At 45.8% G+C, this 16,575-nt stretch carries 9 protein-coding genes and 1 pseudogene; 1 reads left to right on the plus strand and 9 read right to left on the minus strand.

The features are described from left to right. The 3 genes and pseudogenes from ACH2EM_RS09150 to ACH2EM_RS09160 all read right to left on the minus strand — a co-directional run. Positions 1–1,026: pseudogene (locus ACH2EM_RS09150) on the minus strand (excinuclease ABC subunit UvrA); the annotation flags it as partial. Then, entirely contained in the window at positions 1,023–3,035 is a 2,013-nt protein-coding gene (uvrB, locus tag ACH2EM_RS09155; RefSeq protein ID WP_395152091.1) for an excinuclease ABC subunit UvrB, read from the minus strand. The pseudogene ACH2EM_RS09150 and the gene uvrB, both read right to left, overlap by 4 nt. A 21-nt stretch (positions 3,036–3,056) precedes the next feature. Continuing rightward, positions 3,057–3,749 carry a RadC family protein gene (locus ACH2EM_RS09160; RefSeq protein WP_395152093.1) on the minus strand — a complete coding sequence of 231 codons (693 nt, stop codon included), beginning with the start codon at positions 3,747–3,749 and terminating at the stop codon, positions 3,057–3,059. 91 nt (positions 3,750–3,840) lie between these two features. On the opposite strand from ACH2EM_RS09160, the gene ACH2EM_RS09165 reads away from it, so the two are divergent. Further along, on the plus strand, positions 3,841–4,815 hold the full coding sequence (locus ACH2EM_RS09165) for an RluA family pseudouridine synthase (RefSeq protein WP_395152095.1): 975 nt from the start codon (positions 3,841–3,843) through the stop codon (positions 4,813–4,815). 88 nt (positions 4,816–4,903) lie between these two features. Here ACH2EM_RS09165 and ACH2EM_RS09170 read toward each other — a convergent pair whose 3' ends face one another. The 6 genes from ACH2EM_RS09170 to ACH2EM_RS09195 form a co-directional block, all read right to left on the minus strand. Further along, positions 4,904–9,097 (minus strand): PolC-type DNA polymerase III, encoded by a 4,194-nt coding sequence (locus ACH2EM_RS09170; RefSeq protein ID WP_395152139.1) that lies wholly within the window; start codon positions 9,095–9,097, stop codon positions 4,904–4,906. Between the two features lie 355 nt (positions 9,098–9,452). Then, a complete protein-coding gene (locus ACH2EM_RS09175; protein WP_395152097.1) occupies positions 9,453–11,054 on the minus strand; it encodes an EAL domain-containing protein in 1,602 nt (533 codons plus the stop codon). Positions 11,055–11,252: 198 nt separating this feature from the next. Next, on the minus strand, positions 11,253–12,281 hold the full coding sequence (locus ACH2EM_RS09180) for a glycosyltransferase (protein ID WP_395152099.1): 1,029 nt from the start codon (positions 12,279–12,281) through the stop codon (positions 11,253–11,255). A gap of 22 nt (positions 12,282–12,303) precedes the next feature. Beyond that, positions 12,304–12,903, minus strand: coding sequence for a TVP38/TMEM64 family protein (locus tag ACH2EM_RS09185; protein WP_395152101.1), 600 nt, complete (start codon positions 12,901–12,903; stop codon positions 12,304–12,306). Then, on the minus strand, positions 12,900–14,171 hold the full coding sequence (locus tag ACH2EM_RS09190) for a glycosyltransferase family 4 protein (RefSeq protein WP_395152103.1): 1,272 nt from the start codon (positions 14,169–14,171) through the stop codon (positions 12,900–12,902). The genes ACH2EM_RS09185 and ACH2EM_RS09190 overlap by 4 nt, the downstream gene beginning before the upstream one ends. Positions 14,172–14,304: 133 nt before the next feature. Beyond that, positions 14,305–16,527 (minus strand): EAL domain-containing protein, encoded by a 2,223-nt coding sequence (locus tag ACH2EM_RS09195; protein WP_395152105.1) that lies wholly within the window; start codon positions 16,525–16,527, stop codon positions 14,305–14,307. Between the last annotated feature and the right edge of the window lie 48 nt (positions 16,528–16,575).

A 16,575-nucleotide genomic window follows, 5' to 3' on the forward strand; every position in this document is an offset into this window, starting at 1 on the left:
AGACATATCCTTGATGGGTGTATCCAGAGTAAAGCCGTATTTATTGCCTAGGCCCTTGTAATACATTTCGCTGATAGAACCTTCTGCGTAATACCAGCCACTTGCCTTGATGGCACCCTGACGAATGGAAAGTTCTTTGTTTGGAATAATCAGTTCCGGATCCACCCGCATAAAAGTACCCAAACCAGTGCACCGTTCACAGGCGCCAAAGGGATTGTTAAAGCTGAACATTCGTGGTTCCAGCTCATCCACCGAGGTACCGTGATCTGGACAAGCGTAGCTCTGGCTGAACTGCATTTCTTTCTGGCCGGGCACATCAATGGTAACCAGTCCGCCTGTGAGAGCCACCGCCGTTTCCAGCGAATCAGCCAGACGGCTTTGCACCGAATCGTTAATCACCAAGCGGTCCACAACGATTTCCACCGTATGCTTTTTGTTTTTTTCCAGTGCGATATCCTCGTCCAAATCATAGAGATTTCCATCGATGCGCACACGAGCATAACCACCCCGCCGGGCTGCTTCCAATTCCTTTTGTTGAGTACCCTTGCGTCCACGCACCACAGGTGCCAGCACCTGAAATTTGGTACCCTGAGGGAGCTGAAGGATAGCATCTACCATCTGGTCCACAGTTTGCTGACTGATTACTCTGCCACATACCGGACAATGAGGAATGCCGATTCTGGCATACAGCAGACGAAGATAGTCGTAAATTTCTGTTACCGTGCCTACCGTGGAGCGAGGATTTCGGTTTGTGGTTTTCTGGTCAATGGAAATAGCCGGAGAAAGACCTTGAATATCGTCCACATCGGGTTTTTCCATCTGCCCTAGAAATTGTCGGGCGTAGCTGGATAAGCTTTCCATATAGCGCCGCTGTCCATCCGCATAGATAGTATCAAATGCCAGACTGGATTTACCGCTGCCAGAAAGGCCGGTCATAACCACCAGCTTGTCCCTGGGAATGGTAAGGTCCACGCTTTTCAGATTATGCTCTCTGGCTCCTTTAATAATAATTTTATCGTTGTTCAAGCTTTGGTTCCTCCCTTGCGCTTCTTCTTGGTGGCAGGTTCCTCTTGGGGGTTTTCACCCCGCCGCAACTTGTCTATGCAATCCCGCAGAAATGCGGCATGCTCAAATTCCAACAATTTTGCGGCTTCCTTCATCTCTCGGGTCAAACGCTGAATCTTTTGTTCTCGCTCTGCTTTGCTCAGGCGCTTTGTTCCCAGTTTTTCGTTTTCCTTCCGGTCGCTGATTTCAATGCTTTCACGGATGCTTTTGCTTACGGTTTTAGGCACAATGCCATGCGCCTCGTTGTAAGCCATCTGAATGCTGCGGCGCCGCTCCGTTTCTGTAATGGCTCGCTCCATACTGGGAGTTACTTCGTCCGCATACATAATTACAATACCATCCGCATTGCGTGCTGCACGGCCAATGGTCTGCACCAAACTGGTTTCACTGCGCAAAAAGCCTTCTTTATCTGCATCCAGAATGGCCACTAACGAAACCTCTGGCAAGTCCAGTCCTTCACGCAGCAGGTTGATTCCCACAATCACATCAAGGTTGCCCACTCGCAGATCTCGAATCAGCTCCATTCGTTCAAATGTATCCACCTCATGGTGCATATACTTCACTTTGACACCGTGATCTGTGAGATATTCGGTTAAATCTTCTGCCATTTTCTTGGTAAGTGTTGTAACCAGCACTCGTTCATTGCGGGCAGTACGCTGGTTGATTTCACCCAAAAGATCTTCGATTTGTCCCTCCACAGGCTTTACAATAATTTGTGGATCCAGCAATCCAGTTGGCCGAATCACCTGCTGCGCAATGCGTGTGCTGTGCTCTTTTTCGTATTCACCGGGCGTGGCGCTTACAAAGATGATTTGATTTAGTTTTTGTTCTACTTCCTCAAATTTCAGCGGGCGGTTATCAAAAGCGGAAGGAAGACGGAACCCAAAGTCTACCAGTGTCTTTTTGCGAGCATAGTCACCTCCGTACATAGCCCTTAATTGAGGCAGCATTACATGGCTTTCGTCCACAAATAGCAAAAAATCCTTGGGGAAATAATCCAGCAATGTGGTAGGCGTGGACCCCGGCGCACGGCCAGAGAGCACCGCCGAATAGTTTTCGATGCCTTTACACATACCCACTTCCTGAAGCATTTCCATGTCGTAATTGGTGCGCTGTGCAATGCGCTGTGCTTCCAATAGCTTGCCCTGTTCGGTAAACCGCCGCACCTGCTGGTCCATCTCCTGCCGGATACTATTTAGTCCTGCATCCATTTTTTCTGGTGAAACGATGTAGTGACTAGCCGGAAAAATGGCTACATGCTTAACAACATTTTTGCGCTCGCCTGTTAGAGGATTCATCTCACTGATTCGATCAATTTCATCCCCAAAGAACTCCACTCGAATAGCCAGGTCATTGCTGTATGCCAGATTGATTTCTACTGTATCGCCCCGAACACGGAATTTGTTTCGCACAAAGTTCACATCGTTTCGTTCGTACTGCAATTTCACCAGTTTGCGGCACAGCTCATCACGGTCCATCTGCATACCCGGCCGCAGACTAATCACCATACTGCGGTAATCAATAGGGTCACCCAAGCTGTAAATACAGGATACGCTAGCTACAATAATTACATCCCGCCGTTCCGACAAAGCCGCTGTGGCAGAATGGCGCAAACGATCGATTTCATCGTTGATGGCGCTGTCTTTTTCGATGTAGGTGTCTGTGGAGGGGATATAGGCTTCTGGCTGGTAATAGTCATAGTAAGATACAAAATACTCCACTGCGTTTTCCGGAAAAAACTCCCGGAACTCACTGCATAACTGTGCCGCAAGAGTTTTGTTGTGCGCCAGTACCAGCGTTGGCCGGTTCAGCTGAGCAATCACATTTGCTATGGTAAATGTTTTTCCGCTTCCTGTTACACCCAGCAGCGTTTGGGCGCGATCTCCGTTCTGAATCCCTTTCACCAGCTGAGCAATAGCCTGTGGCTGGTCGCCCATAGGCTGAAACTGGGAATGTAATTTAAATTCCATAACACTCTCCCTTCCCAATCATCAAAATGTAGCCTGAAATCGATCGCTCATGCGCATGGATACATAACCATCTGGCGCTACTACCACATGGTCCAACAATGTAAGGCCTAATGTCTTTAGTTTCTCGCTGATTTGGCGAGTCAGAATAATATCCTCCTTGGAGGGCAGCGCAAACCCTGCCGGGTGATTGTGCGCCAGCACCAACTGGGTTGCGCCCAGAGTGAGCATACGACTGGTGAGCATATTGATAAATACAGTAGAAGCATTTATGGTTCCTTCAAAACATTTTTCTGTTTTCAGGATGTGATTGCGGTTATCCATATATACTGCATACACTACTTCAACTTTTGCTCCAAACAACAGCGATTCCATATAATCGCCCAGTTCCTGCAAACTTTTTATGGTGCGGGCTGGCTTTGTTTTAACCATGCGGTAGTAACGATCTGCCGGCAGAAGCATGGCTATCAGCCGAGCAGCCGCCGGGCCTATGCCATCCACCTTTATTAATTCCCGCTCACTGGCCTCCATTACCCGGTCAACGCTGCCAAAGTGATCCAACAAACGATGGGCCAGTGGGTTCACATCTTTACGGGGAATTGCGTGAAACAAAATATATTCCAATACCTCATGGTCAGAAAATCCATCAAATCCGTTTTCCTGAAATCGCTTACGCATTCGCTCCCGGTGATTTGCATGAATGCTCTGCTCTGCCATACGCATCCCTCTCTTTGTTGATTATGCTTTACCTTTGTTTTGTTTTATTATATACTATTTTCATTGAATTTGAAAGAGAGGGCTCTTTTTTATGAAAACCTTTACCGCTGGCGCCAATGATGACGGTGTTCGTCTGTCTCGTTTTGTCCAAAATGTTACCCGTGGTATGCCAAACAGCCTGCTGTACAAAAGCTTTCGTAACAAGCGCATTAAGGTAAATGGCAAAAAAGCTGCCCCCGAGTATCGTATTCAGCAGGGCGATGTTCTGGAATTATACATTAACGATGAGTTTTTCTCCGCTGAACCTGCTCGTCCGCAGTTAAAAACCAGCAAATCCATTCCTCTCACTGTTGTGTACGAAGATGAAAACCTGGCCATACTTTATAAACCGGCTCATCTGCTGTGTCATTCCGACCGTACCGGCGACCCGAATCTCATCGATGCCTTCATGATGTATCTGCAAAGCAACGGCAGCTATAATCCATCCCAGGAACACACCTTCACACCGGCTTTGTGCAATCGGCTAGACCGTGGTACCGAAGGACTGATTGTTGCCGCTAAAAACTATGCTGCACTGCGAGATATGAACGAAATCATTCGCACAGACCTTGTGTGCAAGGAATACCTGACCATCACCTTTGGCAAGCCCGCAGCAGGAGTACACACTGCTTGGCTTCAGCACAATGAGCAAACCAACAAGGTCAAGGTGCAAGCATCTGCTGCTCCTGGATTTAAGGAAATCATCACTCAGGTCATTCCGGAAAAAGTGATTGGCCCCTTTACCCTTTGTCGCATAGGTCTCATTACAGGCCGAACCCACCAAATTCGTGCCCACCTGGCCTTTTTGGGTGCTCCCGTTTTGGGTGATATCAAGTACGGCAATCGAAAGTGGAACGAAAAAACAGGATTCAAAACGCAAGCTCTTTGTGCAGTAAAACTCACCTTTAAAGACATCCCCGCCGAAAACACTCTGCACTATCTTTCCCGCCGGGTAATCGAGCTGGAACAGCCGCAAATCTTGCAATCCTTTGCCGAATTGGACAAGCATTCCCCAAATCGCAAATAACTAGACAAAACAGCCTTCACAGAATCTATCTGTGAAGGCTGTTTTCTTTGATTTATGGGCTGCATGCAAACTGCTTTCAAGGTATGGTTCAGAAAAAGGACACCTGACTTGTATCAGGCAAACCACCCAATGCACCCACATTTTTTAGATTTTCCATTACTGTACTGGATACGCCTGTTGCCTGCTGCAATTCTTCAATCGAAAGGTATTCCTGGCCATTAATTGTAGCTCGCTCCAAGGCAACAGCAGCAGACTCACCCACACCCTTTAAGGCAGAAAAGGGCAGCCGAACCTTACCATCCTCTACAACATACTTACTGGCTCGGCTTTTGCCCAGTTCAATGGGCAAAAACTCGTATCCTCGAGCCAGCATTTCGTTTACCAACTGCAAAGATACCTGAATATCTTCATCCTTGGCTTTCTTTTCCTCTTTCAGGCGGGCAGAAACTTCCTTCAGATGCTGTTGCGCCACCTTTGTGCCACCCACTGCTGCTTCATAGTCAATATCATCGCCTCGTACTGTAAAGTAGGTGGCATAAAAAGCCTGTGGATGGTACACCTTAAACCACATTAAGCGGATTGCTGCAATCAGATAGGCCACAGCGTGTGCCTTTGGGAACATATACTTGATTTTTCGGCAGGAATCCATGTACCAATCCGGAACGCCGCACTGCCGCATTGTTTCCTCTGCTCCCGGCGGAAACCCTGCCTTGGCTACTTTACCCTTTCGAGTAAGCTCCATAATGTTGAAGGCCAGCTTGGGCTCCAAACCCTTGTGCATAAGATAGGTCATAATACTATCACGACAGCCAATCACATCGGAGATTGTGCACACTCCATCCCGAATCAAATCCTGTGCGTTACCATTCCAAACATCGGTACCATGAGAAAGACCAGAAATCTGAGTCAGGTCGCTAAAATTCTTGGGCTGCGCTTCAATTAACATCTGGCGCACAAAGGGTGTTCCCAGTTCTGGAATGCCGAATGTGCCGGTTTGGCTATCAATCTGTTCCGGGGTAACCCCTAACGCTTCGGTGGACACCAAAAGACTGATTACTTTTGTATCGTTCATAGGTACCTTTTCCATGGGAATACCAGTCATATCTTCCAGATACTTATACATGGTCGGTACATCGTGGCCCAGTTCATCCAGTTTTAGCAGCGTATCGTGCAGATATTTAAACTCGAAGTGGGTAGTGAGCACGCCTTTTTCTTTATCATCCGCCGGATGCTGGATAGGGCAAAAATCCTGTATCTCGTGCACATCCGGCACAACCACCATTCCGCCAGGGTGCTGGCCTGTGGTCCGCTTTACGCCGGTACACCCCTGAGTAAGCCGGTTTTCCTCGGCACGGTTCACGGTGCGTGAGCGTTCTTCCAGATACTTTTTAACATAACCGTACGCCGTTTTATCCTGCAACCCAGATACGGTACCGGCCTTAAACACAAACTCTTTGCCAAAGAGTTCTTCGGTGTACCGATGCACAAAGCTCTGGTATTCGCCCGAAAAGTTCAAGTCGATATCTGGCTCTTTATCTCCATCAAACCCCAAAAAGGTTTCAAACGGAATATCGTGACCATCCACTAACAACTTAGTGCCGCAACGGGGGCAATTCTTATCTGGAAGGTCAAATCCGTCGCCCACACTTCCATCGGTAATGAATTCGCTGTATTTGCATTCTGGGCACAGGTAATGCGGCGGCAAACTATTCACCTCGGAAATTCCAGAAAAGTGTGCAACGGCGGAAGAGCCAACAGAACCTCGACTGCCCACCTGGTAACCATTCTGGTTGGAAAAGGCCACCAGTTTTACAGCAATTACATACAGCACAGCAAATCCATGGCCACAGATAGAATCCAACTCTCTCTGTAAACGCTTTTCCACAAGTTCCGGCAATGGATCTCCGTAGCGTCGCTTGGCCGTACTCCATGTTGCCTCTCGCAGCTGCTCCTCTGCACCCTCAATGGAAGGTGGAAAGGTGCCTTTTGGTATCGCTCTCACTCCTCCATCCACCATATCTGCTATCTTGTTGGGGTTTGTTACTACAATTTCAAAAGCCTTCTCCGGTGGGAGATAGTTGAACTGGTTCAGCATATCCTCGGTGGTTCGATAATACAAAGGCGGCTGATGATCTGCATCCCTAAAGCCATTGCCTGCTTGAAGCACTGTGCGATAGATGGCATCTTCCGGGTCCTGAAAATGAACATCGCCCGTAGCAACCACAGGCTTGTGGAGGGCCTCTCCCACACGAATAATCGTCCGGTTAAACTCCTGAATCTTTTCCATGGAATCTACCAGATTCTGCCGGAACATATATTCATTGTTGCCCAGAGGCTGAACCTCCAAAAAGTCGTAGTACTCTGCAATTTGGCAGAGCTTTTCAAAACTTCTGCCTTCCACTACCGCCCTGTAAAGTTCTCCTGCTTCGCAGGCACTGCCAACCAAAAGCCCCTCTCTGTATTTATTCAGAATGCTGCGAGGAACCCTAGGCTTTTTAAAAAAGTAATTCACATGGGCTTCGCTGATAATTTTATAAAGATTTTTCAGACCCATCTGGTTACGCACCAGCAAAATCAGGTGGTTGTACTTCTTTTTAACCACCTCCTTGTTGCCTCCGCCTAAGCCAATATTGATTTCTTCCAGGCTTGTAACCTGCTTTTCTTCCAGCGTTACAAGCATTTTGCAAAAAATCTTGGCCAGAGCCATGGCATCGTCCACCGCCCGGTGATGATTGAAAGGCTCAATTTCCAGATAGTCATTGATGGTATTCAGTTTGTAATTCCGCAAACCGGGATATAAATTCTGCGCCATAGGCAGCGTGTCGATGTATGCATTTTCCAATGCAATACCTGCCCTGTCTGCCGCTGCATACATAAAGCGCATATCAAACTTGTGGGCATTATGCGCCACTAACACACGACCATTTGCAAACTGAGCAAACTGTCGAATGGCTTGGTCTGGCGAAGGTGCATCCGCTACCATGCTGTCGGTAATGCCGGTTAGCTCCACAATTTTAGGCGGAATTGGCTTGCCTGGATTGACAAAGGTATTGAATGTATCCGTGATTTGCCCGTTTTCCACTACCACGGCACCAATTTCGGTAAGAAATTCGGTATTGGGGTCCAAGCCGGTAGTTTCGGTATCATATACCACAAAGCTGCCGCTCATGGGCCCGCTGGCCTCGCCATACAGCACCGGAATCATGTCATCCACAAAATACGCTTCTACGCCATAGATTAATTTGAAATCCGGGTCTTCTTTACGGATGGCATCCGCAGCCAGCATGGCTTCTGGAAACCCCTGTACCACACCATGGTCGGTAATTGCAATGGCCTTGTGACCCATTCTGTGTGCGGTGCGCACAATCTCGCCCGGGTCACAGAACCCGTCCATGCTGCTAAGCTTGGTATGCAGATGCAGCTCCACCCGCTTTTGAGGGGCATTGTCCTGCCGTTTGCGTCGCTCTACCTGCAACACATCGTAGGGATATACCACATAATCGTGCTCATATTTATCGTAAGCACATTCACCCTTCAGTACGAGGGTACTTCCTTTTTTTAGCTCTTCCCATTTACTGAAATCCTCTCCTTCACGGCTGCGAAGTTTCAGATTGATGGAACCTGTATAGTCCGTAATGGAGATGATATAGCTTTTTTGGTAGTTGCCTTTTACCTCAACAGCAAATACATCCCCCCAGATCATCACCCGACCACCGTCGCCGCCCAGCTCCTTGAGAGGTGTCAAGTCAGCAGGTTTGAAGTTTTTGCCGTGAAGCAGCTTAACAGGTTTATCGGTCAAATCCAAGCCCGGTATCTTGATAGGCGGCAAACCCTTCTTTTCCTCAAACTTAACCGCCGGGACCTTTTTCAGAACCTTCTTTTCCCACTCTGCCGGAGAGATGGTTTTTTCGGTCTGCTCCAAAATCACCTGGGGCTCCGCTCCGGTACGCTGGGCAATTTTTTGAGCCAAACACGATGGAAAATTTACTTCTTCCAGAATTTTTTTGCCCACTTTTACCCCGATTTGTATCGATAAACCATCCACCCGGATCGATGCATGGTCCAGAAACCCATTAACCGGTAAGTCCTCATCCCTCAGTTCTTCAATCATACGGCGGATGCTTTCTTCGGTTATATTTTCGTATGGAAAGTAGTTGCAGATTTCCACCTGAAACCCATCAAATACCGGTTTCAGAGAAACACAGAGCCGTTCACACAGTTCTTTTGGGATAGGAATACCGCTGCGCAATCCTATTTTAATTTTTCGGCTGAGGCGCAGCATCTCAATCTGCTCCACCAACACGCCGGCAAAATAATGAGAAAAAGTTTGGTCCGCAGTAAATTGAGGCCAAAGCTGAGTTACAAAAGGTTTCAAAGTGGTTCTCCTTTGCTATTTCCCAACAAATAAGTTGCCCACAAAACACCCTTGGGCACCTTGCAGGCAACAGACTAAAGTTTCTGGTTTTATTCTACCATTATGGATTATGAAATGCAATTCCTGCAATGCTTTCGCAGATACATCTTTAACCACACATGGGTTGGAGTAAAGGTTGCATCATAATAAAAAGCAGGAGCACGCCCCTTAGCATAAGGGGTTGCTCCTGCCCAAAATCACCAAATCACTTAAAATTCAAACATCATTGAATTTTAAGCATCTCCAAATCATCTCTAAACAAAGGTTTACTATAGTAGTACCCCTGAACGCAAACTCGCTCGTTGTTAAATTCTTTAATGGTGTTGACCTCACTTTCCAGTTCAACGCCCTCCAGCACTACATCTTTGCCACGCAGGCGTGCAATCTGGCTGATAAATTTGACCACTTCCTTTTTGAGCGAGTCCTTGTCAATGTCTGTAACCAAGCTTCGATCTACCTTGACCACATCAATATCCAGCTTTAAAAGCAAGTCAAAATTGGAATACTCGGTGCCAAAATCATCAATTGCAATTTTGAATCCGGCCTCCTTCAATTCCTGCAAGTTCTGTTTTGCATTGGCCAAATCTTCCATTTTAATCCGTTCGATAATTTCCAAGCAAATCTTATTTGGTCCCAGATTTGATTGCTTCAAAAGCTCGCATGCTTTTCGAGTAAAACTTTTGCTTTCAATCTCATTTAAGGACATATTAATGGATAAATAAAACTTCTGATTTTCCATGAAAGAATAGGATTTAATGGTATCGTAATCTTGAATTACCTTTTTTAAAATCCACAAGGAGACTTCCCGCAGCATACCATTTTTTTCGATGTCAGGAATAAACTGAGCCGGCGGAATCATTTTTTTGTCACTCTTTAGCCGAAGCAGTGCTTCATAGCCTGTAACGCATTTCTTCAATGGGTTGTAGATTGGCTGATATTGCAGCAGATAATACCCTTGCTGCATATTTTTCTTAATTTGCTTTTTGATTTTTCTGCGGCGCAGTGTAGGAATCGAAAACCCGATTCCTGCAATCAGCAGGCAGATTGCGATAACGGCCACCAGACGATTAAACTCGTTGGATTCCTTTTCATCAAAATATCGACTGTGTAACTGCTGAATCGGGTCAGGCGTTTTTGAGTGCAGCGCTACAATCGCATTGTCTAATTGTTCCAAGATTTCCCGGCTCTTCTGATTGCCGGCAATGTATACCTGGTCACCTGTAAACTCATAGATTTTAAGCTTTGGATCGTTGTTCGATGAAATGGAGTGGGGAATTACATCTATTTCCCCTTTATCAAACAGGTCCTGCAATTGCTGCCAGTCTCTTTCTTCTACCAGCTCAACAGAAACGCCTAAAGCGTTGAAATAGTTCTCCAGAAACTCTGCACCTGTGCTGCCTGGAACGACACCTGCTTTAACATTAGAAGCTGTTTTAATGCCAGCCAAATCACCAATGTTTGAATACAAAGCAAAGCGTTCTGTTTCTATGCTTTGTTCGCTGTACAGCATCCGGTCCAGGCGGTCTGCTGTAATGGAAATCCCAAAAGCAATATCCACGGTGCCGTCCGCCAGCCAGTCCAGCGTATCTTCAAAGCTTCCCACTTTGTAAGTATGCGTAAAATCGCACTTAGTCTCCAGTAGGTTCAGCAATTCATCATAAAACCCACTTACATTGCCCTTCTCATCCAGTTCGTAGTATGGGGTACACTCATATACACCAACTATAACCTGAGAGTCTTCTGCGTAAGCAAGAGGAAACCAGGAGATTATCGTTGCTGCTATCAATATAAAAAGAACCCAAAAAATTCTGTGTGCTTGCTTCATTTTCATATACCTTTCGCTATGTGAGCCGTATCCGCATTCATCGGATTTGCATTCTATGAAATATAAAATGCATCTTAAGGCTGGTCTTCATTATATCATGAAACAGAAAGCAAGACAACAATAACGACGCAAGTTCCCTTTTGCATCATATGATGCCGCTCTAAAATTTAAGCTGCATTCGTATTTGGAATTACAGCTTTAGTTCACACAAAAATCTTTTGATTTCGAGGATATAAATCCTTCTTTTTGATAAATCTCTTGAATCTGCATTCCTACCACACGCAGACTTCTGGCTTCAGCCGTTTCCAGTGCTTTCTTTTGCAGGCTAGGACAGTCTCCTTGCAAAATGAGCTTGGTTCTTTGAATAAAGCCTTCCAAATCTCGCTCTTTCCATACCTGTACACCGTGTTGAAGCCAGTTGTTATAAACCGGTATATCCCTTAAAAGCACCGCACAACCTGTAGCCAGCGCTTCCAGCACCACAATACCTTCTGTTTCTTCATGGCTTAGAAATGCAAACAAATCCGCTCCGCAATAGGCATCTCGCAGCTCTTGCTGCTGAATATAGCCGCAAAAGGTTAGATTCTCTGGTGCAGATGCAATGGCGCGCTGTATTTCTTGCGGAACCAACCCCTCGGGCGTATATCCAAACCACAAAAACTTTACCTGTGGAAGCCTCCGGGCCATCTCAATATAGTCTAAAATTCCTTTTCGATAGATTGTATGCCCCACCGAAATTACAACCTTTTCATCATTGCGAATTCCGTATCGAGTACGAAATTCTTGGCGGCGATGTTGGCTTGGCGCAAAAAATTCTGTATCAATTCCATTGGATACGCTATAAATGGGTGTTTTAATTCCATAACTTTGCAGCAAGGCTTTGGAATACTCGGTGGGGGTAAAAATCACATCCCCCTGGCGGTAACAAAAGGTAATCCATTTTTTAAAGAGCGGCGCCGCCTGGTTAGAGCCTTTAAACGAACCCTTGAAATCTTCCATCGTGGAGTGTGCGTAGTATACTACCTTCTTTTTTTGAAGATGCGCTTTGAACGCTGCGGCTGCTGAATCCGGAAAAATCGTATTAATATGCACAATTTCAGCTTGTTCCATATGGTCTGCTAGTTGAACGCCAGCCTGTTGCAGAGCTTTTCTTTGATGGATGAGTGCCTGTCCTATGCCGCTGGATTTTACTAAATCAAATCCGCCATTATACAAATAAACCTGCATATCAGTTTCCTCGCTTCCTAGATTAACTCAGCCATTGCAGAAGCTGACCCCAGCCTGTGTATAAGATAAAACTGTACAGAGCAATGGAGCAAGGCTTGCAGAGCCAGATGATTAAATTAAAGGTTTTCCACTGCATTTCTGTTGTTCCGGCTAAATAACACAAGAAGTCATCGGGTGCCACCGGAAAGAAAATCGCCAAGGCGAAAAAAGTAGCAAACCGGCCTTTCTCGCTGGTCCACCGATTGTATTTTTCGATCAAGGAATTGGCAAACATGGTGCGCAAAATAGGCTTTCCATAATATTTTGCAATACCAAAGGCTGCCATGGACCCCAAACAGCAACCTGCATAGTTGTAGGCAAATCCCCATATTGGTCCGAATAACAGCACCCCTATTAAACAGCTTACACCGCCGGGCAGAATAGGGATAACCACCTGTACAATTTGCACAAACACAAACAAAAGTGGAGCCCAAATACCCCATGCACTAATAAGCTGGGTCAATCGATCCTGCGATGTAAGCACTCCGGTGTGTATTCCCCAAATGCCAAATGCTATGCACATTCCCAAACAGGCTAGGGGCACAATGCGCATGGCCGGATTTATTATTTTTTCTATCTTCATGCAATCACCTTTTTATAGCAGTGCAGCATAGCTTGCTGCTGCTTATACACCTGTTCCACGCTAGCGGCAAATGCTTCCACCGTAAAACGCTTGCTTTGCTGCTTCGCACAACTTCTGGCCCTTTGACGGAAATAGGGGTTTGCGCAGAACCATTCTACCCGCTTCACAAACTCATCCACAGTTTGGTATTGCCAGCCGTTCTCGCCATTTACAATAATATCGTTCAAGCAGCCGTCCCTTCGGCAAAGAAGCGGCAATCCCGCCAAAAGCGCCTCGGCATAGGTGAGTCCTTGCGCTTCGCTAACCGATGCACTGACAAACAAATCACCCAAAGCGTAATACTCCCCTACCTGCTCGGGGGGAACCATTCCTGCAAAAACCACCTGTTGTTCCACATTGAGGGTACAGGCAAGCTGCTCCAACTCCTTGCGAGCAGGCCCGTCTCCCACCAGCAAAAGCGTAACGGGCCGACCTTTTAAGGGTACCATTGCCCGAATGAGTTCCTGGCAATTTTTCTCATGTGCTAAACGCCCTAAATACAGCAAAACCGTATGGCCAGCTGAGATGCCCAACTGCTGACGCTGTTTTTGCCGTTCTTCCTCGTGCAGCGGCTGCAAGCGTCCTGCATCAATGCCGGTGGGTACCACATAAATACTATTATTCAAGTCGTAGCCACGCAAAATTTCTGCCACCTTCGCTGTTGGTGCAATAACCGCTTGTGCCCGGCCAGCGGTCCAACGGGAAAATTCCCGAGCAATCCTTTGCCCTATCATACGATTTGGGGCAAAATAATGTGTATAATCCTGATATACCGTGTGGTAGGTATGAATTAGTGGAATATTTAGTTTCCGGGCAATTTCATGAGCCAAAAAGTAGGTGCTGAACTCACAGTTGGAATGCACCACATCAGGCCCCCATTCCAGCAATTCCTGTACTTCCTTACGAGCTAAAGCCACCCTAAGACGCGCACACGGGTAAATCATCCCCACATCAACAGAGCCAATATAAACCACATCTTGGCAGGTATACGAGCGAGCCCTGAAGGACAGTGTAAGAATTTTCACATCATGACCTCTGGCCTGTAATCCCTTTTTTAGATTCATAATCGAGGTGACTACTCCATTTACTGCAGGCAGATACCAATCTGATGTCAATAAAATTTTCATGGCGAATTCGCTCCCTTCTTGCAGAACCTTTCTTGAGATAACAAAACACTCTTCGTAATAATGTTGGTTAATGTGTTTGTTGCCGGGCACTTCCTTGTACACTCAGAATAAACACTTCTGTTCTCATAACGAACCCACCAGTGTACTTTCTTCAAATAAAATCCAATTAATGTTTCTTATTAAAACTAAAAGCCAAGGACGGCATAGAACCATCCTTGGCTTTTAGTTAAAGCAATTAGTTTTTACAAAAAACGGACTGTTGACTCATTTTGATAAATGCCGAGCTCTCCATCGGCTTGCCCAGGTAGAACCCTTGAAGAATATCGCAGTGGTGTTTCTTCAAAAATTCATACTGCTCCTTTGTTTCCACGCCCTCTGCCACAATCTTCATTCCAAGACTTTTGGCTAACTCTATAATGCACAAAACAATTTTATCTCCCTTAACGGTTCTCAGCTCATCCAAAAAGGACTTGTCCAGTTTCAGTATATCAAACTGAGAATGCTTAAGGGCTGTAAGGGATGAGTATCCCACCCCAAAGTCATCCAATGCTACTGCAAATCCAAGCTGGTGCATTAGTTGAATGGCTTCCAGCAGCTCTGTGTGATTATCTGCCAGAGCGCTTTCTGTAATTTCCAACTTAATTAAACTGCTGGAAACTTGGTATTGGTCTAAAATATCTTTCAGCTGATAAATAGAATTTCGATTATTCAGGTAAGCCCTGGATAAATTAACCGAAATAGGAAGGCATGGCAACCCTTTATTGTTCCAATCGTGAAGTTGGCGACAGACATCCTCGAAAATCATCAAATCCAATTTCTGAATCAATCCATTTTTTTCGCAAAATTCCACAAAATAAAATGGTGTCAGTACTCGACCATCCTCTTTATGCCAGCGAGCCAAAGCTTCCGCACCTTCCAGGTCACCAGTAGCTGCATTGTACTGCGGCTGAAACCAAGCTTTGAACTCCTTGCGCTCAAACCCTTCGGTAATAGCCTCTAAAAGCCACTGCTGTTCCATCTGGCCATCTCGCATTTGCTTGTTATAATGGCTAAAGAGCCGCCCTTCACACTTTTTGGCTTCCTTCTGAGCGATATTCGCACAACTTACTGCTTTCGCAAAGGTATCGTTTTGGCAATCAATTTCATAAATGCCCACTGTAAAATCAATGCGAATTTCATTGTCTTTGTAGCGCAGCTGCTTAATTTTTGTATAAATAGATTCCATGCGCAGCTGCAAATCTTCTGTATCCCGGCAACTAAGCAGCACTGCAAATTCATCGCCATGCATATGTACCGCTAATTCACCAGCCCGATTGGATTCTGCTTGTAAAATGGAGCCTATCTGCTGCAGCAGGTAATCACCCACTGTTTCACCATAGATTTCGTTAATAAACTTAAAGCGGCGAACATCGCCTACCACCAGAACACTGAATGTCTCTTTATGCTTTTGGCAAAGCTGCTGAAAATTTTCTTCTATGTACTCTGCATTATATAGGCCAGTCACCTTGTCTATATAAGCAATTTTCTGCAGCTTGCGCTCAGTTTCATTGGAAATTCTTATTAGAATCAATAAAACAGCAACGGACACAGCAGTGAGCAGAACCATAATCATCTGCGTTATATTCTTTATAGGAGCGGCTTGTTGCTCCAAAAAGGATGAGGGTACGCCTGTTACAATCCACCAATCGTTATAAGGTACCGGTGCGATGTTTACATATCTATAACCATCCCGGTAAATATAGAGACTGATACTCTCACCCTTCGCCATGGCCTCAGCCATATCCATCATTACCTGCTTATTTTCGGGTGTTTTCGCAAGCAAATCAAACATATTTTCAACAGGAGCACCGGCTTCGGCATCTGATCTAAAAATATTTCCTTGAGAATCTGCCAAAAAAACATAGCCTGCTTCCTCAAACAAAGGAACATCAAATATCTCAAAGAATCTATCAGACTCATCTATCCCAAACAAAACTCCCTTTACCTGGCTCTGGGAATCATAAAGCGGAACTACAAACACATTCACATCTGCACCGTCTCTCATATCTTCGAAGGTACTTGTAATGTACTCCTCTCCCTGCATTCCCTTCTGGAAGTAATCTCGTTCAGACACATTGTAGACTGTATCTGTACTCATGTAAGCAGTTCCATTGGGTAACGCTAAGCCGATTTCCCGAAACCCGAGTACTTCACTCACTCCCGCTAACTCTTTGGCCACATTATGGTAATCCTGCATCCCCTCTACCTGACGAGCCAAATTGTTCAACGCTTGGATACGCATATGCAACTCTGTGCATACTCTGGCAACACTTTGGTTGGAAAGGTCAGAAAGCGTGTTGAGGAGCTGCTGCTCCATCTTATTATTGATGTATCTGCTCAACGCCACCAACAGCACAGCTACAACAAAAACATACCCTACAATAAACAGCAGTGTTTTGCGCTGGTTTTTCTTCTGCAAAACAATCTCCTTTCATTTTTGAATCAAACATCACATAATATTTTAAAA

The sequence above is a fragment of the uncultured Allofournierella sp. genome (assembly GCA_944382705.1).
Taxonomy (GTDB): Bacteria; Bacillota; Clostridia; order Oscillospirales; family Ruminococcaceae; genus Allofournierella.